Below are 20,715 nucleotides of genomic sequence, written 5' to 3' on the forward strand. Positions count from 1 at the left end.
CTCTTATTTTTGTTATAATCTAAATATACAGAATATAAATAGCCCAAGGAGAGATTCCTATTGCTACTTCTACAAATGATTCTAAATATTTTACTAGGGGATCCACATGAACGCCAATTCAAAATTAGAGAAAACGTTCAGCTACTAAGTGAACAACGAGAATTCAACAATTTAATAGAGCGCTATGGTCGATCTTTTTTATTAAACTTTCGGATTCGAAAATTTATCGGGAAACACGATGCCCACTTGTTAATTCGAAATCCAGTCAAGCTACAATACTTCTGTGAGGAACTTGAATTTATGATTAAAAGAAGAGGATTGTTTAAATAAGGAGAGAATTCATATGAACTCTGAAAAGGTTAAAAAGTTATTATATGTTTTCGTACACCTCGTAGGCCCGCTTTCTTACCTCATTATCTCTACCATTTGGGGAGCTTTTTTCACTTCCAAATCTACATTCGAAAATATATCTGATAATCTTTGTGTGATGGCCATCTATTACGTGTTTATAAGCTTACTGTGGTTTTTCTATTTAGGTCGATTAGACAAAGACGTCGATAAGATTATACAAGAGATTCATAACAACAAGATGTAATACATATAAAAAAGGAGAGCCGCCAAGACTCTCCTTTTTGTGTTAACTTCGCTTCTGCTTCTTATTTGATGAAGATACTTTATGAGAACCCGTTTCATGCGTAGTTGTTCCTTGTCCTTCCACCTCTGAAGAACCTAGGCTTGATCTAGAATGATCTGTTTTCACTTTCTTACTCATTACAATCACCCCCAAGATTACTTTTTACTTAAGGGTAAAAAACTATTCAACATAACCATCTGAACATATACTGGCTACTCTTTTATCCTCCTGTCTGTTTTTCACTAATGTCCCATAGACGTTTTGCGACATCCTTATCCAAAGCGGCTTCAGATGTTTTCCCCACTTGCTTGTCGGCATAGTAACAGCCACTATGGTCAATGAATCCATTTGATTCTGCTAGCCATATTAAAGTTTCCGCACCTTCCTCGGGTGTACGAGAGAAAGGTTTCATTGCTGCCATAGTTAAGCGAGCAACCAGACCATTGTCCTGGTTAAAATTCGTATTCACTAGCCCCGGGTCAAAGCTATAAGCACTAACACCCGTTCCCTCCAACCGCTGTGCCAATTCAAAGGTGAATAAAATGTTAGCTAGTTTTGTTTGCGCATAACGCATTGTAGGACCGCCCATGAACTTCTTAACACCGCGATACAGTTGTTCTGCATCTAGATCACCGAAATCAATTCCCTTTTTAGCCATTTTGTGACCGTGAGATGCGGTGGTAATGACACGAGCAGGAGCACTTTCTTTTAAACGCTCCAACAACAAATTAGTGAGTAAGAATGGACCTAAATGGTTTACTGCCCAGGTCATCTCCAAACCGTCCTCCGTAATTTGCCTTGTTTGAAATAAAGCACCAGCATTATTCACTAATATATCAATTCTCGGGCACCGTTCTAAAATCTCAGTAGCTACCCGGCGTATAGATTGTTGGGAAGCCATATCAGCCAGAAATAAATCTACCGTCACATTCCCATTCGTTAAATTTTCGAGTTGAGTCATAACATCATTCGCTTTTACTTCATTACGTGCAATGATTCCTAGCTTGGCACCGCGTTCTGCAAATACCTTAGCTGCCGATAATCCAATACCACTTGTTGCACCAGTGATTACTATATACTTGTCACGCAATGTCCACTTTGTCTGACTTGGAATTTCCCCCATTGTACAAAAACCCCTTCCCTTGCCCATAAATATTTCATTCGTTTTACTATATGTGAGAGATGAACGAACCTATGAACAACATTTTCCAAACAAAAAAAGCGAGAGCAGTTGCTCTCGCTTTTTTTATCTTAAAACTCCGAAGAACCTGGAGTTCTTGGGAATGGAATTACGTCACGGATGTTAGCCATACCAGTGATGTACATTAGGAAGCGCTCAAAACCTAGACCGAATCCAGCGTGTTTTGTACCGCCGTATTTTCTAAGTTCTAAGTACCACCAGTAGTCCTCTTCGTTCATACCTAATTCTTTAATTCTGTCTACTAAAACGTCTATTCTTTCTTCACGTTGGCTACCGCCGATTAATTCGCCGATGCCAGGAACTAGAAGGTCAGTAGCTGCTACTGTTTTACCATCTTCGTTCATACGCATGTAGAATGCTTTAATGTCTTTCGGATAGTCAGTTACGAATACAGGGCGTTTGAAGATTTCTTCTGATAAGTATCTTTCGTGCTCTGTTTGTAAGTCAATACCCCATTCTACTGGGTATTTGAATTCAGCACCTGATTCTTGAAGTACTTTAATTGCTTCTGTATAAGTGATGCGACCGAAGTCAGAGTTAATTACGTTGTTCATGCGCTCTAGAACTGTTTTATCAACGAAGCTGTTGAAGAAGTCCATTTCTTCTGGTGCATGTTCTAATACATATTTCATTGCATATTTCAGCATATCTTCTGTAAGATCCATTACATCGCCTAATTCAGCGAATGCAATCTCAGGCTCAACCATCCAGAACTCCGCTGCGTGGCGAGTTGTGTTTGAGTTTTCTGCACGGAATGTAGGTCCGAATGTGTACACATCACGGAACGCTAATGCATAAGCTTCAGCATTAAGCTGTCCACTTACTGTTAAGTTTGTTTCTTTACCGAAGAAGTCTTTTGATTCGTCAACTTGTCCGTCTTCACCTTTTGGTACGTTGTTTAAATCTTGCGTTGTTACGCGGAACATTTCGCCTGCACCTTCTGTATCACTACCAGTGATGATTGGTGTGTGAACATGTACAAATCCACGCTCTTGGAAGAATTGGTGAATTGCAAATGCTGCGATAGAACGCACGCGGAATGTTGCTGAGAATGCATTTGTTCTTGGACGTAAGTGAGCGATTGTACGTAAGTATTCAAACGTGTGACGCTTCTTTTGAAGTGGGTAATCAGAATCTGATAAGCCCTCGATATCAATTTTTTCTGCTTTAATTTCAAATGGTTGCTTCGCTCCAGGCGTTGCAATTACTTTACCTTCTACTTTAACTGAAGAGCTAAGTGGAAGTTTTGCAATTTCTTTGAAGTTCTCTAATTCTGTATCGAAAACGATTTGAACGCCTTTGAAGAAGCTACCGTCGTTTAATTCGATGAAACCAAATGCTTTTGAATCACGTAAGTTACGAATCCACCCTGATACTTGTACTGTTTGATCTGCATACTTTTCTGTATCTCTATACAGACTTTTTACTAATGTGTTTTCCATAGTGAAATTCTCCTTTGCTGATATATTTAAATACAAAAAAACCTTTCATCCATAAAGGGACGAAAGGTTAAACTTCGCGGTACCACCCAATTTGTCATAAAGACCAACTTTAACTCGTATGTAATACATACTTCCCGGTTTGTAACAGGCCGGATTCCCGTCTAAGTCTACTCTTGAATACAAAATCCAATTTCGGTTAGCAACTCCAAGGTGTTCTTCACATATACCGCCTCATCAGGCTCTCACCGCCCCTGACTCGCTTTGGATTATAGTATATACTACTTTTCCTTATCATCGTCTTTCGTTTTGTTAAACTAAAATTAATGTACTACATTCGAGGGAAAGATGCAAGGTGTATATCAACTGTTTAACACCTCGTCTAATAACAGAATAATTTTGTCGTTCTCTGTCGATAAGTCGATATATCTTGTTGAAACGGCGATATATAAAAAAGCTGCCGGAAAAATTCCGGCAGCTTTTTTTATTACTTACGTAACTCCGCACCAAATTTCTCTTCTACCGCTGTTAATACACGGTTATGTGCTTCTGTTACTTCTTCGTCTGTTAACGTACGTTCTGCATCGAAGTAGGTCATAGAGAATGCAAGTGATTTCTTGCCTTCTTCCATTTTTTCACCTTCGTATAAATCAAATAGTGTTACGTCTTTCAGAAGTTCTCCGCCAGCTTCAGCAATGACTTGCTTCATTTCACCAGCTTTTGTTTCTGTTGTTACTACAACAGCCATATCACGTGTCATAGATGGGAAACGTGGGATTGCTGAGTAGTAAGTTTCTTCCACGTCTGCACCAAATACTTTTGCAAGAGATAGTTCGAATACGAATGTATCTTTCACATCTAATTGTTTTTGCGATTCTGGGTGCAATTGACCGATGAATCCAATTACTTCGCCATCTAATACGATGTCAGCTGTACGGCCTGGGTGCATACCTTCACGTTTTGCTGGTGCATATGCGATTTGATTTGCAACGCCAAGTATGTCGAATAATCCTTCTAGCACACCTTTCATAACGAAGAAGTCTACTACTTTCTTCTCACCTTGCCATGCATGGTGAAGAGCAAGACCTGTCATAACACCTGCAAGATGTTGTTCTTCTTTCGGAAGTTCTCCTGCTTCTGTCGGTAAGAAGATAGAACCTACTTCGTATAAAGCAACACTATCGTTTTTACGAGCATTATTGTATGAAACTGCTTCTAACAATTGTGGTACTAAGCTTAAACGAAGTTGACTACGCTCTTCACTCATTGGAAGCGCAAGATTTACAGGAGCTTTTTCGTTCGGCTCTACCATATATTGTTTTGCTTTGTCAGCGCTTGTTAATGAATATGTGATTGCTTCATATAAACCAGCACCTTCTAAGAAGCGACGTACTTTACGACGTTTCGTTTGTGCTGCTGTTAATTTACCACGAGTCATCGTTCCAGAAGGTAATGTAACTGGAATGTGATCATAACCATACAGACGGCCCACTTCTTCTACTAAGTCTTCTGAAATTGTAATATCAGGACGACGTGCCGGTACATTTACATGGAATGTGCCTTCAACTTCTGTGAATGGGAATTTCAAGTTTGTGAACATTGTACCCATTTCACTTGCAGAAATATCTGTACCTAATACACGGTTTACTTTCTCAGCTGTAACAGATACTGTACGCTCTTGTACTTGTAAGTTATCAGCTTCTACTACACCTTCAAGTGCTTCACCACCAGCGTATTTCGCCATTAAAGCAGCTGCGTGTTGAATCGCTTCAAATGTACGTGTTGGGTCGATTCCTTTTTCGAAACGTGCACTTGATTCACTACGAAGACCTAAGTCTTTTGATGTACGGCGTACTGTTTGACCTGCAAAGTATGCAGACTCGATTAAAACGTTTACCGTCTCATTTGTAACTTCAGAATCAGCTCCGCCCATTACCCCAGCAACAGCTAAAGCTTTTGTACCGTTTGTAATTACAAGGTGGTGGCTTTGTAACGTACGTTCTTGATCATCTAATGTTTCAATTTTTTCGCCTTCTTTTGCAAGACGAACAACGATTTCTTTTGAACCTAATTTATCGTAATCGAATGCATGTAACGGTTGACCGTATTCCATTAAAATATAGTTTGTAATATCAACTACATTGCTAATTGGGCGAATACCAGCTGCCATAAGGCGAGTTTGCATCCACATTGGTGATGGACCAATCTTTACGTTCTTAACCATTTTCGCAATGTATAACGGATTTTCTTCTTTCGCTTCTACACTTATAGAAATGTAATCAGAAGTTTTTTCTGCTGTTTCTTGTAAGTTGATAGCTGGAAGTTTTACTTCACGGCCGTAAATAGCAGCTACTTCATATGCAACACCTAACATGTTTAAGCAATCTGCACGGTTTGGTGTTAAACCAAGCTCAAGTACTTCATCATGTAAGTTTAAAATTTCAAGTGCATCTGCACCAACTTCAGCGTCACTTGGGAAGATGAAGATTCCATCTGCGTAATCTTTCGCAACTAGTTTCCCATTAATGCCAAGCTCTTGAAGGGCACAAACCATACCATGAGAAGCTTCACCGCGTAGTTTTGCTTTTTTAATTTTGAAGTTACCAGGAAGTACAGCGCCAACTTTTGCAACCGGTACTTTTAAACCTTTTGCAATATTAGCAGCTCCACAAATAATTTGTACTGGCTCTTCTTCACCGATATCGATTAAGCATTTGCTTAATTTGTCAGCTTCTGGGTGTTTTTCACATTCTAATACGTGACCAACTACAACACCTTTTACACCTTTATTTAATACTTCAACGCCTTCTACTTCAATACCACTTTTCGTGATTTTGTCTGTTAGTTCTTGTGCTGTTACATCTTTAATATCTACATACTCTTGTAACCAACGATATGATACGAACATATTTATCCTCTCCTTCCCTTACGCTCGTTTGAATTGTTGTAAGAAACGTACATCATTTGTATAGAAATGACGAATGTCATCAACGCCGTATTTCAACATTGCGATACGCTCTGCGCCCATACCGAATGCGAAACCTTGATATTCTTTTGAATCATAACCAGCCATTTCAAGTACGTTCGGGTGAACCATACCTGCGCCTAAAATTTCGATCCAACCAGTTCCTTTACAAGTGCCGCAACCTTTACCGTGACACATCATACAAGAAATATCCATCTCGACAGATGGCTCTGTGAATGGGAAGAAACTTGGACGAAGACGGATTTCACGATCTTCACCGAACATCTTTTTCACGAATACTTGTAATGTACCTTTTAAATCACTCATGCGAATGTTTTTATCAATTACAAGACCTTCAATTTGCATGAACTGGTGTGAATGCGTCGCATCATCATCATCGCGTCGATACACTTTACCAGGACAAATAATTTTAATTGGTCCTTTTTCTTTGTTATTTTCCATCGTACGTGCTTGCACAGAAGATGTATGTGTACGTAATAACGTTTCTTCTGTAATGTAAAATGTATCTTGCATATCACGCGCTGGGTGATCTTTCGGTAAGTTTAATGCTTCAAAGTTGTAGTAGTCTTTTTCTACTTCTGTTCCTTCAGCTACTTCATAACCCATACCGATAAATACATCTTCAATTTGCTCAACAACTGCTGTTAACGGATGGTGACAACCTGTTTCAACAGGTCGACCTGGCAGTGTAACATCAATTGTTTCAGTAGCTAATTTCGCTTCAATTACTGCTTTTTCTAAGTTGCCAATTTTGTCTTCTAGACGCGTTTGAATCGCTTCACGTACTTCATTTACTAATGCTCCCATACGTGGACGCTCTTCTGCTGATAATTTTCCCATGCCGCGTAATACTTCTGTAATTGGACCTTTTTTTCCTAAATACGCTACGCGTACGTCGTTTAAGCCCTTTAGCTCTTTCGCTTCTTCAATAAGCTCTAACGCTTTTTGCTTTAGCTCTTTTAAACGTGCTTCCATTTGGAACCCTCCTAATTTTAAAAATAAAAAAACCTCGCTCCCAAAAAGGGACGAGGTAAATTCGCGGTACCACCCTAAATTGACAGAACAAGTCTGCCCACTCATTAGTTATAACGATCAATTCTGACCGGAACGCCTTTACATATAAATGGTCCTGGCGTCAACTCCAGAGGTGAATTCACTTCCGTCTACCATAAGAATGCTTTCAGTCTACGGCACTCTCTCCCTATATGGCGATTTTGTAAGCTACTCTTCTCTATCAACGTTTTTCGTTATTTAACTTTTATTGTATGTTCATTACGAACATATACTTCAACTTATTATAAGAAGTTTTTTATTTGTTCGCAACTGGGCTTTGTAAATAATACGTTAAAATCCCTGCTGCAACCGCAACATTTAATGATTCTGCCCCACCATAAATCGGAATATACAAGTTTTGATCAGTCTTTGCAAGAATTTCTTGGCGTACGCCGCTTCCTTCATTTCCTACAATTAATGCAAAACTTCCGGCCGGTGTTACTTCAACGTGCGGAACTCCATTTTCAAGAGCTGTTCCATATACAGGGACGTTATTTTCTTTTAACTTGTCTACCCACTCTTCTAAGTTCCCTTTTACAACCGGTAAGTGGAAAATAGAACCTTGTGTAGAGCGTAGTACTTTACTATTATAAACATCAACGCACCCTTCTCCAAGCACAACGGCATGAATACCAGCTGCATCAGCTGTACGAATAATCGTTCCCAAATTACCTGGGTCTTGAAGGCCGTCTAATAAAAGAAATTTCCCATCAGTAAGAGCTACTTCTTTCTCATGTTTCTCACAAACAGCAAATACGCCTTGCGTTGTTTCTGTTTCGCGAAGTACTTTTACAATTGCTTCAGGCACGATATACATTTCAACATCATTAACTGTCCAATCTTTCGGAAGATCTGTCTGATCTGAAACGATAAGTTCTGTTACAACTCCCGCCTTTAACGCTTCCTCTACTAAATGGAATCCTTCTACAAAAAATAAACCTTTTTTATCGCGCTCTTTTTTCGTCTGCAGCTTTTTCCACTGCTTCACACGCGGGTTTTGTACTGAATCAATGTTTTTCATAATATGTATTTCCCTCTCTTCTTGTCTTATCATTATAGCCTATTTTTCATACATATTTACATAAAAAAGAACAAAAACTAACGTCAGTTTCAATTCTGAAGAAGAGGTGAAGATAATGAGTTTTAATTTACGCGGCGCTGTATTAGCGAATGTATCTGGAAATTCACAAGACCAATTACAAGAAACGATTGTCGATGCAATTCAAAGCGGTGAAGAAAAAATGCTTCCAGGTCTTGGCGTTTTATTTGAAGTCATTTGGAAAAATGCTGATGAAAATGAAAAACACGAAATGTTAGGAACACTGGAGCAAGGATTAAAAAAATAAACAATAAAAGGTCACCTTAGAGAAAAACTAAGGTGACCTTTTATTTCTATAAAGTGAAACTTTAATCAGTGGGGGTTTTGTTCATCCCCCGCTGATTATTAGTTGAACCAATCGGGCGTTTACGGGCAGTTTATCTCCCACCTAACTTCTTTGCTCTAGCCGAATTTTGAGGTGGGAGTTTTACTGCCCGTTAATGCGGGATAAAATTTTTCTTCTCCTAAACATTTCTACTTTACTAAAAGCTAATTGATGGAGTACAATGTTCAAAATACATTTAAACCGATTGATTTTCTTCATATACATCAATGGATAAAAGGAGTGAATGTTTTATGCACCGTATTACGCTTGAACAAATTTTTAAACATCACATTACACAAAAATATGTAAACCGTTCTGGAATGGTCCACGCGATTGCTGTCGCTTACCATGCGTTTCACTTAGCTAAAAAGCATCACGCCTCAGTCGATGCTGCGACAAAGGCTGGTTTCCTTCATGATATCGGACATCACACATGGTACAGTGAGGGAGAATGGGACTATGACTTGTATAAAAAGAATGATATACATGCGATTAAAGGAGCGGAAAGAGCTCATAAATTGCTTATTAGATTAGGGGAACACCCGAAACTAGCAAAAGAAATTTCTGTTGCAATTCTTCTGCACACTGATTCTTTCCTACTAGAACAAACGCTTGAAAGAACACCTCTACAAAACGTTATTAAGTGGGCCGATGAAGCCGATGAAGAACCAGGCGGAGCACACCATTATAGAACGATTTCTTATGAAAAAGCACTAAAAGCAATGCAGCAGTTAGATCGATTGGTAGAGCGTGAATTGCAAATAGAGCAATCGAAATCGAATAACAAAACAGAACATAGTTACCAATGAGAAAGAGGCATCACTACAGAGTGATACCTCTTTTATTATTTTCCCCTAAAAAGACACGAAATATTTCAAATTTTAATCTTGTATGTAATATTTAAACGTAACATTCCAAATTCAAATCAACTATAATTTTATATATAAATATAAAGAGGTGATTTGAACATATGCAACCCGCTGCACAGATTCCACACGAACAGAAAAACTCCATGTCATGGTTACAATTTCTTGGAGTTTTATTCATTCTCTTTCCGTGTCTCTCATTAATAAATATACTCTTTACATTTTTACCTATTGAGTTATATGGATACATTAACCCAGATACAAATAAACCTTTGCTTGAATCTATAAAAAATGTAAGTTATGAATTAGTTGCCCTACTTTTACTAATCGTATATATCATGAAATATAAACCACTGAAAGAACTAGTATTACCTATATTTGATTTTCGAGTTTTAAAATCTTTTCAGATGTACATCTATGTTCTCATTTATTATGTACTCACCTTGTTTGTAGATATGTTTGTATTAGATAAATTATTCCCTTCATCCGTACAAGAACAGTCTGATGCATTGCAACTTTCAACACTAGAGCACTATCCACTTCTCTTACTTCTAGCTGGTGGGATTTTTGCACCTATTTTTGAAGAGCTTGTATGCAGAGGTATTCTTCTTCGTTTTTTCGAAGAGAAGTTTACCTTTTGGCCAGCTGTAATTCTCTCAAGTTTAATTTTCGGGATTGCTCATACGTACTCTGTGGGAATTATGGTTAGCGCATTTATGACGGGAATATTTGCTTGTTTATTGTACAAACAAACTAAATCTATTATTCCAGCTATACTATTACATATTTTGACTAATATAATCGCCTTTTCAACGTAAAAAAGAGGTATCATCCCGATACCTCTTTCATTCTTTTATAACAACTTCAAACTCTTCTTCTCTTAACACTTTTCGATCATTCGTATCTTTACTACTCATTTCTATCAAATTATTCACATTCATTAATAATATCCAAAATAAACCTCATGTAGTAAAATATTACTTAATTAACATAAAAGGAGTTTACATATGTTCAGTATTATTTGGATGCTTTTCATGCCACTTCTCATGTTGTGCGGAATTGCTGGTGGTATTTTTTTAGTGGTAACCGGAATTATTCATCGTAAATTCCTTGCTATTTTAATGGGGATTATTTGCTGCTCATTCGTTATAATACCTTTTATTTTTTTGAACAAAGGTATAAACGGAGAGGATGTTCTTCATATTCCAGCGGTTCTATATTGGATGCTTTTCTCTCTAGCTGGTTTATTAGCAGGGATTAATGGGGCACGTTCAAAAATTAAAAGTATACGTAATATGGGATTCATTATTTTCTCGGTAGGACTGTTCGCAGCTATTTGTTATCAGCTCATGTCTATGCCTGATTCATATTTCATTCGTTAAGGAGTTATTACACATGGAAGTTACCGGATTGTTAGTTTGGATTATCTTAGGCCCTACTTTGATGCTATGTGAAGTCATCGTTGGCATTTTTTTAATTGCTGCCGGAATTAAATACCGAAAATTACTTACCTTTATAGCGGGATTGATTAGTATATTGCTTATCGTTGTTCCTATCATTTGTATAGGCTATGGAATAGATTTAGAGCGGATGCTCCCAATTTCAGGAACTTTATATTGGAGCTTCTTCCCTTTAGCCGGACTATTAGCTATTGTAAGCGGGAGACAATTCACACATATTCGTTCTATGGGGATAATCTTGTTTATAACGGGATTTTGCTCTTTGACTGCTTATCACCTTTTATATCTAACTAAATAAAAAAGCAGGGAAATTAATTCCCTGCTTTTTTATTTCGTTTATTGCCTGATGGTAAGAAGAACGATAACACCCAAGCAATACCGGCTAATATTGTTGCAATTAAGAAGGCATCGTTAATACCGTTAATTGCAGATAGCTTTGAAATTTGTCCGAATAATAGTTGCGTGCTCATCGCATCTCCAGCTTGAACTGACCCGGCTAATGCCGCTAAGCTTTGGCCCATACCGTGTACTTTATCAACTAAAATTGGGTTTGACGTTGTTAACATATTGCCGTAATCTGCTACGTGAGCAGTAGTTTGTTGCGTCATAAGTGTAATTAATATTGCTGTTCCAATTGAACCAGCTACTTGCCTTGACGTATTTTGCGTTGCTGTACCGTGAGAAATTAATTTCATCGGTAACGCGTTCATACCAGCTGTCATAATTGGCATCATAATGAATGACATACCAATTGAGCGTATAATATAATCCGTCATAATAACGCTATAAGGTGTATCCATCGATAACGTTGTAAATTTATATGTCGCAAATGTTGTAATGGCTAATCCAACAATTGCTAACGGACGAATACCATACTTATCAAATAGTTTACCTGCAACTGGTCCCATAATCCCCATAATTAATGATCCTGGAAGTAATAATAAACCTGATTCCATCGGTGTAAAACCGCGAATGTTTTGCAAGTATACTGGAAGTAATAACATACCTCCGAATAATGCCATCGTTACGATTGCGTTAATTACTAATGTGAAAGTGAACGTTGGATATTTAAATACTTGTAAATCAAGCATTTTATTGTCCGTTGTTAACTCTCTCCAAATAAATACAGCTAAACCAATGACACCGATGATAAGTGTTATAACAACTTCTGCACTAGTCCAGCCATTATTTCCAGCCTCACTAAATCCGTACAGTAAGCTACCTAGTCCAATACTTGAACTAATAACACCGAATACATCTAACTTTGTTTTAGACACTGGCTGAGCTAGTGTAAAGAATTTTAAAGATAAGAACGTAATAATTAAACCAACAACAAACATCCCATAGAACATTAAGTTCCAGCTATAGTTTTCAATTACCCAACCTGTTACAGTTGGTCCGATAGCTGGTGCTAAAATCATCGCTACCCCAAGTAGTCCCATAGCTGCTCCGCGCTTATTAGGAGGGAATAATGTCATGAAGATATTCATACCAACTGGCATTAAAATACCTGCACCAACCGCTTGAATAACGCGGCCCGTCATCATCATTGTGAAGTTTCCTGATGTAGCACAAATGATAGATCCTACAGTGAAGAATAACATTGCTGCTATGAATAATTTACGATACGTAAACCGTGAAACTAAAAATGCACTAATCGGTACTAAAATTCCGTTTACAAGCATGAAGCCTGTAATTAACCATTGTGCTGTTGAAGTTGATACGTTAAATTCGTTCATTAATGGAGGCAGTGCAACATTAATGATCGTTTGGTTTAAAATAGAAACGAACATACCAAGAATTAATACAGCTACAACTGCTTTTACATTCACATTCTCTACCGGCAATTGTCTCTTCAGCATTTCTTTTTCCTGTTTTACTTGCTCTTGCTTCCCTGTTTCTAATTCCACTACGTTAGAAGCTTCTGTTTCTTGTTTTTGTTCAAGTTCTTTCTCTACTGTTTCTGCTTGACTTACTTCTATCTTACTTACGGCTGGGACTTGTTCTTCTCCCACATTCGTTTTTTTCTTTCGTAAAAGACGATTTACAAGGAAGAAGACGATTATACAAAATAGTGCATATCCTACAATTGCAATTGAGGACATCTCATCTCCCCCTTACTTATGAATACGAACTGACACATTCATTCCAGGAACAATATTTACTGATTTACTATGATCTAAAGAAATTTTAACTGGTACAACTTGCTTTACTTTCGTATAGTTCGCTGTTGCGTTACTTGATGGTAACATCGAGAATGTATTCGCTGTTGTTAATCCAACTTGTTCCACTTTTCCTGTCAATGTTGTATCTGGATATGCATCTACATACACATCTACTGTTTGGCCTTTTTGAACATCATCAATATTTGTTTCTTCAATATTTGCTGTTACCCATAAATTGTTCATATCAAATGCGTAAGCAATTGGACTTCCTGCTCCAACGAACGCATTTGTTGTTGCGTTTGATTGTACAACTGTTGCATTTTGCGGAATTGTTACATCTACTGTTTGCTCACCATTTGCTCCTGCTACAGTAACCGCACCTAATTTATCGTTCTCATTGTAGTTTTTTCCGACTTCAGCTTTCCAGTCTGTTAATTTACCTGCTGCTGGTGATGCAATTGGGATTACTTTCCCGTCAATCTTTGCATTTTCTGTTTTTAAATAGTTTTCTGTTTGATTGTAATAGTAATAACCGCCAATACCGCCGCCAACTAATACAATTAATGTGATAATGTTGATAATTACCATTCTTCGAAACTGATTCATTGCATTCCTCTCCTTATATCGCATATAATTTTTTTCTAAACTATTTACATCCTTATTGTTTATATTGTTTAATTGTTAATTATATTAACCTTTAAACAAAAAAAGCACACCTTTTACGACACAAACTATGCTTTGTCTGCATCCTAGCGGTGCTGATTTCTAAAGGACTATCGTTTATAATTATAAATAATTATCCCGAATCTACAACCAACAATTTAAACCTATATGTTGTTTAAACAACATGACACTATACATGTGTTGTTTAAGTTAAAAAAATTAAACGAGGTGAAGTAAAAATGTCTATTAAAAATACAAGTGATCCACGTGTAAAACGAACGAGACAACTCATACAGGATGCTTTTGTCGCTTTAGTAGGCGAAAAGGGCTTTGAAAATGTAACTGTGCAACATATCGCGGAACGTGCTCCTGTAAATCGTGCTACATTTTATAGCCATTACCATGATAAATATGATTTATTAGAAAAAAGCATAGAAGAAATGTTAGAAAAACTAGCTGAAGTAATTAAACCACAAAAACGAAATAAAGAAGATTTTCAGCTCACATTTGACTCACCACATCCAACCTTTTTAGCTCTATTTGAACATATAGCAGAAAATGTGAACTTCTATAACGTTATGCTTGGTGATAAAGCCGCTGGAAATTACTCTTATAAAATGATGAAAACAGTCCAAACACATTTAACATTAAGCTTATCTATTTCACAGCCTGATGATGAAGAACTCATGGTTCCTCGTGACATTCTTATTAGTTATGTTACAGGGGCTCATATCGGAATGATTATGTCATGGTTAAAAAGAGGCATGATTTATACCCCGCATTTCATGGCAATGCAATTAACTCGCTTAATTATTTTAGGAGCCCATACTGCAGCAGGATTGGAAAGACCGTTTTAAAAATGGAAAAAGCGAAGGAAATTATCCTTCGCTTTTTTCTATTAATTAAATGTAATGTTATGTACAGCCTCTTTATCAAGACGTTTAATAACTTCTACAATTAACTTCACTGCGTTTTCATAATCATCACGATGTAACATCGCTGCATGAGAATGAATGTAGCGTGTCGCAATCGTAATTGCCATAGACGGAATACCATTTACAGAAATGTGAATTGCTCCTGCATCCGTTCCCCCGCCTGCTACAGAGTCATACTGATATGGAATTTGTAATTCATCAGCAACATCAACAACGAAATCACGTAAACCTGTATGACCAATAACAGAAGCATCATATAAAATGATCTGCGGTCCATCGCCCATTTTACTTTGTGCTTCTTTGGCTGTTACACCCGGTGTATCACCAGCAATACCTACATCTACTGCAAATGCGATATCTGGCTTAATGTAGTTTGCAGATGTTTTCGCACCACGAAGACCAACTTCTTCTTGTACAGTCCCAACGCCGTATACAACGTTCGGATGCTTTTCATCTTTTAATTGTTTTAATACGTCAATTGCAATTGCACAACCAATTCGGTTATCCCATGCTTTTGCAAGTAGCATTTTTTCATTCTTCATCACTTGGAATTCAAAGTACGGTACAACTTGATCTCCTGGTCTTACGCCCCACTCCATTGCTTCTTCTTGGCTAGAAGCACCAATATCGATGAACATATCTTTAATATCAACTGGCTTTTTACGAGCTTCTGGAGGCAAGATGTGCGGTGGTTTTGAACCAATTACACCTGTTACATCTCCTTTACGCGTTACAATTGTCACGCGCTGTGCAAGCATAACTTGCGACCACCAGCCACCAACCGTTTGGAAACGAAGGAAGCCTTTGTCATCAATTTGCGTAATCATAAAGCCAACTTCATCTAAATGACCTGCAACCATAATTTTCGGGCCGTTTTCTTCCCCAACTTTTTTCGCAACTAAACTTCCTAAATTATCAGTAGAAAGTTCATCTGCAAACGGCTCAATATATTTCTTCATTACTTCACGTGGTTCGCGCTCGTTACCCGCAATACCGCGTGCGTCTGTTAATTCTTTTAGCATTGTCAATGTCTCGTCTAATTTTGTCATTGCCAACACCCTCCTTTTTCTTCAGTCACTTTATTATACAAAAGGAAATTGAAATATTCAAAAATTAAATTAGTATCCTTGTGTTTGACGCTGATGATTTACTTCATTTTTATCTAAATATGCTTTTTCAATTTCTTCTTGTTCAAATTCAAGCGCTTGTCCAAGGCGAAGATAGCTTGTAAATAGTTCAATATAATTCGTAATAGAAGGTTGATCTGTAAAACGAATTACTTTCGCATATGTGTCTAAGAAAATTTCCACTTGTGTTTTATTCGTTTGCGCACATTTATAGAATAAGAAGTTTTTATCAATTCCTAAATCGATTCCGATTGATAAAATAAAATGTAAACCATCTACATATTCTTCTAATATTACTTCACGCTCTGACGCTGGTTTATTGCTCCAATATTTAAAACAACGTGTTTCATTTGCAAGTTCTCCAATTTCTACAAGAAGAGCTAACATTTTTTCTTTTAACAATTTCTTTGGTTGTAAGTCATGTTCTTTCACAATACGGTCATCTAATTCTTTTTGTAATTTAAATAGTTGTAGTAAGTCCATTCTATTATCCTCCTCCAACATCGCATTTTCCGCAACAATGTTGTTTCATCTCAAAGTTCATTATTATTTTTCGTTTCTAATTAACAAGTCAGCTACCTACATCTTTATAAAGATAGCTTGTCCTTAATTTGCAAATACGTTTCAATCATCACTCATAAATTGTTCACTTGATGAAAGTTCCATATCATCTTTCCATTATAGCAGTGTCGTTTCTACTAGGAAAGGTACACTTCCTCACGAATGAGTTCAAATAAAGTGAAACTTTAATCAGTGGGGGTTTTGTTCATCCCCCACTGATTATTAGCCCTCACCAATCGGGCGTTTACAGGCAGCAGGGCTTCCACCTAACTTCTTTGCTCCACCTGAATTTTGAGGTGGGAGTTTTACTGCCCGCAAATAGCGGGATAAAAAAAGTCAGGAGGATTCTCCTGACTTTATATATATACATTCTTTTATATCGCTATAGCTTTTATATTGATTTTGTCATATCGATAACGACACGTCCGTTAATCTTTCCTGCTTTCATGCAAAAGCCTCCTCGTTATCGTTACAAAAGCTTTTACAAGCACACCTTAATATACTAGATAGAAATAACTCATTTAATTGTGATGACACTAAGCGGGAAATTTCACAAGTTATTGAATCGTTATAATGAATACAAATAAAAAAACCTTAGAAGAAAGATCTTCTAAGGTTTTAAACAATTAGTTAATGTTGTTTTTTGCAACTGTTGCTAATTCAGCGAAAGCTTTTTCGTCATGAACAGCTAAGTCAGCAAGCATCTTGCGGTTAACTTCGATGCCAGCATTTTTTAAACCGTGCATTAAGCGGCTGTAAGAAAGACCATTCATACGAGCTGCTGCGTTGATACGTGTAATCCATAATTTACGGAAGTCACGTTTCTTTTGACGACGGTCACGGAATGCATACATTAGAGATTTCATAACCTGTTGGTTAGCAACCTTAAATAATGTACTCTTAGAACCGTAGTAACCTTTTGCTAATTTTATAACTTTTTTACGACGTTGACGAGTAACTGTACCACCTTTTACTCTTGGCATAATATTACCTCCTAGTTTGTTCTATATATCAGCCGAACTTATTTTAAGTTGTCAAGCATTTGACGAATGCGTTTGAAGTCACCAGCGCTAACTACACCAGCTTTACGTAGTTTACGTTTAGCTTTTGTAGATTTGTTAGCGAATAAATGGCTTGTGTAAGCGTGAGAACGCTTCAGTTTACCAGATCCAGTCTTTTTGAAACGCTTTGCAGCGCCGCGATGAGTTTTTTGTTTAGGCATAGGTATTTCCTCCTCTATCTATTACTTATCGTTTTTCGGTGCTAAAACTAAGAACATACTGCGTCCTTCCATTTTAGGCTTAGATTCAATTGTACTAACTTCAGCACAAGCTTCTGAGAAGCGATCTAAAACACGTTGACCGATTTCTTTATGAGTAATGGCACGTCCTTTAAAGCGAATTGACGCTTTAACCTTGTCGCCTTTCTCTAAAAACTTGACAGCATTACGAAGTTTTGTGTTAAAGTCATGTTCATCAATTGTTGGACTTAAACGAACTTCTTTCATGCTAATTACTTTTTGATTTTTGCGCTGTTCTTTTTCTTTCTTCTGTTGCTCAAAGCGGAATTTACCGTAGTCCATAATGCGGCATACTGGTGGTTTCGCATTTGGAGCAACCAATACTAAATCAAGATTAAGATTTGCAGCTAAGTCTAAAGCGTCATTACGAGACTTGATTCCAAGTTGATCGCCGTTTGCGCCAACTAAGCGTACTTCACGTGCACGAATTTGCTCGTTAATCATCATATCCTTGCTAATAGTAAGCCACCTCCAAGGTTTTCTTAGAATACGTTTTGTAATTGTAGAACCCGAACAAAAAAAGTGCGGGCATACGCACCCACACTTGTAATATCTCTAGTAAGAAATACATTTACCTGCTAACTGCGAATGCGTCCATCAGGTGAGAAGCGGGTGCTTCTACTTGTTCCAAAACCATATTCTATTATCCTTGATGAGTTTATCATAGGACATGACGTCTGTCAAGAAGACGCGATGTGTTTTACTAACAACAAGAAATATTGTAACAAACAACTAGCATACTTGCAATACTTTTTTATGATAAGTATTGCTTGGTTATTTTTTCTAGATTTTCTTTTTTATAATACATAAGAAAGCCGCGGTATACCGCGGCTCTTTCTTATCGTTTTCCTTCTACTTTAATCATGTCAACAAACGCATCTAATGCGATTGTTTCTGATTTTTGTTCACCATATTTACGTACGTTAACGCCATTTTCAGTAACTTCATTGTCACCTACTACAAGCATGTATGGAATCTTTTGCATTTGCGCTTCACGGATTTTGTAACCAATTTTCTCTTCACGAGTGTCTAATTCAACACGGATACCAGCACGTCGTAATTCATCTTGTACTTTCTTCGCATAGTCTAAATGTACTTGCGGAGAAACTGGAATTACTTGCGCCTGAACTGGAGCTAACCAAGTCGGGAATGCGCCTTTGTATTCTTCAATTAAGAAGGCTACGAAACGTTCCATAGTTGATACAACACCACGGTGAATTACAACTGGACGATGTTGTTTACCGTCTTCACCAACGTAAGCTAATTCAAAGCGTTCTGGAAGTAGGAAGTCTAATTGTACAGTTGAAAGTGTTTCGTCTTTTCCAAGAGCAGTACGAACTTGAACGTCAAGTTTTGGACCATAGAATGCCGCTTCACCTTCAGCTTCATAGTAATCAAGACCCATTTCATCCATAGCTTCTTTTAACATACCTTGTGCTTTTTCCCACATCTCATCATCAGCATAATACTTTTTAGTATCTGCTGGGTCACGATAAGATAGACGGAATGAATAGTTTTCTAAACCAAAATCTTTATACACTTCTAAAGTTAAGTTTACAACACGTTTTAACTCTTCTTTAATTTGATCTGGACGAACGAAAATGTGCGCATCGTTTAAAGTCATTCCGCGTACACGTTGTAATCCAGATAATGCTCCAGACATCTCATAGCGGTGCATTGTTCCAAGTTCCGCAATACGGATTGGTAATTCACGGTAGCTGTGAATATCATTTTTATAAACCATCATATGGTGAGGGCAGTTCATTGGACGAAGAACTAACTCTTCATTGTCCATTTCCATTGATGGGAACATGCCATCACGGTAATGGTTCCAGTGACCAGAAGTTTCATAAAGCTCTCTGCTTCCTAGTACTGGAGTGTATACGTGATCATAGCCTAAGCTTGCTTCTTTATCAACGATGTAACGCTCGATAATACGGCGAATTGTTGCACCTTTTGGTAACCAAAGTGGTAAACCTTGTCCTACTTTTTGGCTATTAGTAAATAGTTTTAACTCTTTACCTAGTTTACGGTGATCGCGCTCTTTCGCTTCTTCAAGCATACGTAAGTGCTCATCTAATTCTGCTTTCTTAACGAATGCAGTACCGTAAATACGTTGTAACATTTTATTATTGCTATCGCCGCGCCAGTAAGCCCCTGCAACGCTTAATAATTTAAACACTTTAATTTTCCCTGTAGATGGAAGGTGAACACCACGGCAAAGGTCGAAGAATTCGCCTTGCTCGTAAATTGAAATAACTGCATCTTCTGGAAGATCATTAATTAAATCTAATTTTAACTCATCGCCGATTTCTTCAAAGCGACGAAGTGCTTCTGCACGCGGTACTTCATGACGAACGATTTCTAAGTTCTCGTTCACAATTTTTTGCATTTCTTTTTCGATTTTCTTGAAGTCTTCAACTGTAATTGCTTCTTCCATATCAATATCGTAGTAGAAGCCATTTTCGATTACTGGGCCAATGCCAAGCTCAAGCTTAACATCTTTATATAAACGTTTTAACGCTTGTGCTAAAAGGTGGGCTGTTGAATGGCGTAGAATGTATAAGCCATCTTCAGAATCTAATGTAATAATAGAAACTGCACCATCTTCTTCGATTGGTGTAACAAGATCGATCATCTCATTGTTTAATTTTCCAGCCACAGCTTTTTTCTTTAAGCCTGGGCTAATAGAAGCTGCGATTTCTTCAGTTGTTACGCCTTTTGGAAACTCCTTCACAGCTCCATCAGGGAAAGTAATTTTAACTACATCTGCCATCACTGGTCACTCCTCTTTTTCTCAAAATAAAAAACACTCATCCCATAAAAAGGGACGAGTGTTGAATTCGTGGTTCCACCCTTGTTCCAATTAACATAATTGTTAATTGCTCAAGTTCAACATAA

General features: G+C 37.5%; 22 protein-coding genes and 4 other annotated features (1 of these 26 running past the window's edge). Of the genes, 8 read left to right on the plus strand and 14 right to left on the minus strand.

Annotation, left to right across the window (positions count from 1 at the left end; genetic code table 11):
• Positions 1–60: 60 nt before the first annotated feature.
• Positions 61–330, plus strand: coding sequence for a hypothetical protein (locus tag KPL75_RS09405; RefSeq protein WP_219920461.1), 270 nt, complete (start codon positions 61–63; stop codon positions 328–330).
• A gap of 13 nt (positions 331–343) precedes the next feature.
• Positions 344–595 (plus strand): hypothetical protein, encoded by a 252-nt coding sequence (locus KPL75_RS09410; protein ID WP_219920462.1) that lies wholly within the window; start codon positions 344–346, stop codon positions 593–595.
• Positions 596–637: 42 nt separating this feature from the next.
• Here KPL75_RS09410 and KPL75_RS09415 read toward each other — a convergent pair whose 3' ends face one another.
• From KPL75_RS09415 to KPL75_RS09440, 6 genes are all read right to left on the minus strand, one after another.
• Complete coding sequence (locus KPL75_RS09415; protein ID WP_219920463.1) at positions 638–772, minus strand: YuzL family protein; 135 nt, start codon at positions 770–772, stop codon at positions 638–640.
• Positions 773–854: 82 nt separating this feature from the next.
• Positions 855–1,757 carry an SDR family oxidoreductase gene (locus KPL75_RS09420; RefSeq protein WP_219921088.1) on the minus strand — a complete coding sequence of 301 codons (903 nt, stop codon included), beginning with the start codon at positions 1,755–1,757 and terminating at the stop codon, positions 855–857.
• A 128-nt stretch (positions 1,758–1,885) separates the two neighbouring features.
• Positions 1,886–3,277 (minus strand): asparagine--tRNA ligase, encoded by a 1,392-nt coding sequence (asnS, locus tag KPL75_RS09425; protein WP_219920465.1) that lies wholly within the window; start codon positions 3,275–3,277, stop codon positions 1,886–1,888.
• Between the two features lie 52 nt (positions 3,278–3,329).
• Positions 3,330–3,581, minus strand: a binding site (T-box leader).
• A 180-nt stretch (positions 3,582–3,761) separates the two neighbouring features.
• A complete protein-coding gene (gene pheT, locus KPL75_RS09430) occupies positions 3,762–6,182 on the minus strand; it encodes a phenylalanine--tRNA ligase subunit beta (RefSeq protein ID WP_219920466.1) in 2,421 nt (806 codons plus the stop codon).
• An 18-nt stretch (positions 6,183–6,200) separates the two neighbouring features.
• Positions 6,201–7,235, minus strand: coding sequence for a phenylalanine--tRNA ligase subunit alpha (gene pheS, locus KPL75_RS09435; protein WP_000388220.1), 1,035 nt, complete (start codon positions 7,233–7,235; stop codon positions 6,201–6,203).
• A gap of 43 nt (positions 7,236–7,278) precedes the next feature.
• Positions 7,279–7,507, minus strand: a binding site (T-box leader).
• 62 nt (positions 7,508–7,569) lie between these two features.
• Complete coding sequence (locus tag KPL75_RS09440) at positions 7,570–8,367, minus strand: TrmH family RNA methyltransferase (RefSeq protein WP_219920467.1); 798 nt, start codon at positions 8,365–8,367, stop codon at positions 7,570–7,572.
• An 82-nt stretch (positions 8,368–8,449) separates the two neighbouring features.
• On the opposite strand from KPL75_RS09440, the gene sspI reads away from it, so the two are divergent.
• From sspI to KPL75_RS09465, 5 genes are all read left to right on the plus strand, one after another.
• Entirely contained in the window at positions 8,450–8,659 is a 210-nt protein-coding gene (sspI, locus tag KPL75_RS09445) for a small acid-soluble spore protein SspI (protein WP_000009511.1), read from the plus strand.
• A 329-nt stretch (positions 8,660–8,988) separates the two neighbouring features.
• Entirely contained in the window at positions 8,989–9,546 is a 558-nt protein-coding gene (locus KPL75_RS09450; protein WP_128280774.1) for an HD domain-containing protein, read from the plus strand.
• Between the two features lie 161 nt (positions 9,547–9,707).
• Positions 9,708–10,421: a CPBP family intramembrane glutamic endopeptidase gene (locus tag KPL75_RS09455; RefSeq protein ID WP_219920469.1), complete on the plus strand. Its 714-nt coding sequence runs from the start codon at positions 9,708–9,710 to the stop codon at positions 10,419–10,421.
• Positions 10,422–10,610: 189 nt separating this feature from the next.
• Complete coding sequence (locus tag KPL75_RS09460) at positions 10,611–10,985, plus strand: ammonia permease (protein ID WP_219920471.1); 375 nt, start codon at positions 10,611–10,613, stop codon at positions 10,983–10,985.
• Between the two features lie 13 nt (positions 10,986–10,998).
• Positions 10,999–11,361 (plus strand): ammonia permease, encoded by a 363-nt coding sequence (locus KPL75_RS09465; protein ID WP_219920474.1) that lies wholly within the window; start codon positions 10,999–11,001, stop codon positions 11,359–11,361.
• Between the two features lie 13 nt (positions 11,362–11,374).
• Here the strand turns inward: KPL75_RS09465 and KPL75_RS09470 are convergent, their stop codons facing one another.
• Together KPL75_RS09470 and KPL75_RS09475 are read right to left on the minus strand one after the other, a co-directional pair.
• Positions 11,375–13,168 carry a DHA2 family efflux MFS transporter permease subunit gene (locus tag KPL75_RS09470; RefSeq protein WP_219920476.1) on the minus strand — a complete coding sequence of 598 codons (1,794 nt, stop codon included), beginning with the start codon at positions 13,166–13,168 and terminating at the stop codon, positions 11,375–11,377.
• 12 nt (positions 13,169–13,180) lie between these two features.
• The gene (locus KPL75_RS09475; protein ID WP_002145447.1) at positions 13,181–13,834 is read right to left on the minus strand and encodes an HlyD family secretion protein; all 654 of its coding nucleotides are present in this window, start codon (positions 13,832–13,834) and stop codon (positions 13,181–13,183) included.
• Positions 13,835–14,130: 296 nt separating this feature from the next.
• Here KPL75_RS09475 and KPL75_RS09480 point away from each other — a divergent pair, with 296 nt between their 5' ends.
• On the plus strand, positions 14,131–14,748 hold the full coding sequence (locus tag KPL75_RS09480; RefSeq protein WP_219920477.1) for a TetR/AcrR family transcriptional regulator: 618 nt from the start codon (positions 14,131–14,133) through the stop codon (positions 14,746–14,748).
• Between the two features lie 41 nt (positions 14,749–14,789).
• Here the strand turns inward: KPL75_RS09480 and KPL75_RS09485 are convergent, their stop codons facing one another.
• The 6 genes from KPL75_RS09485 to thrS all read right to left on the minus strand — a co-directional run bounded on the left by KPL75_RS09485 (position 14,790) and on the right by thrS (position 20,590).
• On the minus strand, positions 14,790–15,875 hold the full coding sequence (locus KPL75_RS09485; protein WP_002122951.1) for a M42 family metallopeptidase: 1,086 nt from the start codon (positions 15,873–15,875) through the stop codon (positions 14,790–14,792).
• Positions 15,876–15,944: 69 nt separating this feature from the next.
• Entirely contained in the window at positions 15,945–16,436 is a 492-nt protein-coding gene (locus KPL75_RS09490) for a dUTP diphosphatase (RefSeq protein WP_000365057.1), read from the minus strand.
• Positions 16,437–17,140: 704 nt separating this feature from the next.
• A complete protein-coding gene (rplT, locus tag KPL75_RS09495; RefSeq protein ID WP_001138364.1) occupies positions 17,141–17,497 on the minus strand; it encodes a 50S ribosomal protein L20 in 357 nt (118 codons plus the stop codon).
• Positions 17,498–17,535: 38 nt separating this feature from the next.
• A complete protein-coding gene (gene rpmI / locus KPL75_RS09500; protein ID WP_001125945.1) occupies positions 17,536–17,736 on the minus strand; it encodes a 50S ribosomal protein L35 in 201 nt (66 codons plus the stop codon).
• 21 nt (positions 17,737–17,757) lie between these two features.
• Positions 17,758–18,261, minus strand: coding sequence for a translation initiation factor IF-3 (gene infC / locus KPL75_RS09505; protein WP_205685964.1), 504 nt, complete (start codon positions 18,259–18,261; stop codon positions 17,758–17,760).
• 63 nt (positions 18,262–18,324) lie between these two features.
• Positions 18,325–18,444, minus strand: a sequence feature (ribosomal protein L20 leader region).
• A 208-nt stretch (positions 18,445–18,652) separates the two neighbouring features.
• Positions 18,653–20,590: a threonine--tRNA ligase gene (gene thrS, locus KPL75_RS09510; RefSeq protein WP_219920479.1), complete on the minus strand. Its 1,938-nt coding sequence runs from the start codon at positions 20,588–20,590 to the stop codon at positions 18,653–18,655.
• Between the two features lie 47 nt (positions 20,591–20,637).
• Positions 20,638–20,715 (minus strand) — a binding site (T-box leader); it runs 151 nt beyond the window's last position.

The organism is Bacillus sp. NP247 (assembly GCF_018966865.1).
Taxonomy (GTDB): Bacteria; Bacillota; Bacilli; order Bacillales; family Bacillaceae_G; genus Bacillus_A.

Excerpts from the sequence above, each read along its gene's own strand:
- KPL75_RS09455 (WP_219920469.1), top strand. The coding sequence starts at position 9,708 with ATGCAACCCGCTGCACAGATTCCACACGAACAGAAAAACTCCATGTCA.
- KPL75_RS09415 (WP_219920463.1), bottom strand. The coding sequence starts at position 772 with ATGAGTAAGAAAGTGAAAACAGATCATTCTAGATCAAGCCTAGGTTCT.
- KPL75_RS09460 (WP_219920471.1), top strand. The coding sequence starts at position 10,611 with ATGTTCAGTATTATTTGGATGCTTTTCATGCCACTTCTCATGTTGTGC.
- rplT (WP_001138364.1), bottom strand. The coding sequence starts at position 17,497 with ATGCCAAGAGTAAAAGGTGGTACAGTTACTCGTCAACGTCGTAAAAAA.
- KPL75_RS09480 (WP_219920477.1), top strand. The coding sequence starts at position 14,131 with ATGTCTATTAAAAATACAAGTGATCCACGTGTAAAACGAACGAGACAA.
- asnS (WP_219920465.1), bottom strand. The coding sequence starts at position 3,277 with ATGGAAAACACATTAGTAAAAAGTCTGTATAGAGATACAGAAAAGTAT.
- pheT (WP_219920466.1), bottom strand. The coding sequence starts at position 6,182 with ATGTTCGTATCATATCGTTGGTTACAAGAGTATGTAGATATTAAAGAT.
- sspI (WP_000009511.1), top strand. The coding sequence starts at position 8,450 with ATGAGTTTTAATTTACGCGGCGCTGTATTAGCGAATGTATCTGGAAAT.
- KPL75_RS09475 (WP_002145447.1), bottom strand. The coding sequence starts at position 13,834 with ATGAATCAGTTTCGAAGAATGGTAATTATCAACATTATCACATTAATT.
- thrS (WP_219920479.1), bottom strand. The coding sequence starts at position 20,590 with ATGGCAGATGTAGTTAAAATTACTTTCCCTGATGGAGCTGTGAAGGAG.
- infC (WP_205685964.1), bottom strand. The coding sequence starts at position 18,261 with ATGATGATTAACGAGCAAATTCGTGCACGTGAAGTACGCTTAGTTGGC.
- KPL75_RS09440 (WP_219920467.1), bottom strand. The coding sequence starts at position 8,367 with ATGATAAGACAAGAAGAGAGGGAAATACATATTATGAAAAACATTGAT.
- pheS (WP_000388220.1), bottom strand. The coding sequence starts at position 7,235 with ATGGAAGCACGTTTAAAAGAGCTAAAGCAAAAAGCGTTAGAGCTTATT.
- KPL75_RS09485 (WP_002122951.1), bottom strand. The coding sequence starts at position 15,875 with ATGACAAAATTAGACGAGACATTGACAATGCTAAAAGAATTAACAGAC.
- KPL75_RS09450 (WP_128280774.1), top strand. The coding sequence starts at position 8,989 with ATGCACCGTATTACGCTTGAACAAATTTTTAAACATCACATTACACAA.
- KPL75_RS09410 (WP_219920462.1), top strand. The coding sequence starts at position 344 with ATGAACTCTGAAAAGGTTAAAAAGTTATTATATGTTTTCGTACACCTC.
- rpmI (WP_001125945.1), bottom strand. The coding sequence starts at position 17,736 with ATGCCTAAACAAAAAACTCATCGCGGCGCTGCAAAGCGTTTCAAAAAG.
- KPL75_RS09420 (WP_219921088.1), bottom strand. The coding sequence starts at position 1,757 with ATGGGGGAAATTCCAAGTCAGACAAAGTGGACATTGCGTGACAAGTAT.
- KPL75_RS09470 (WP_219920476.1), bottom strand. The coding sequence starts at position 13,168 with ATGTCCTCAATTGCAATTGTAGGATATGCACTATTTTGTATAATCGTC.
- KPL75_RS09490 (WP_000365057.1), bottom strand. The coding sequence starts at position 16,436 with ATGGACTTACTACAACTATTTAAATTACAAAAAGAATTAGATGACCGT.
- KPL75_RS09465 (WP_219920474.1), top strand. The coding sequence starts at position 10,999 with ATGGAAGTTACCGGATTGTTAGTTTGGATTATCTTAGGCCCTACTTTG.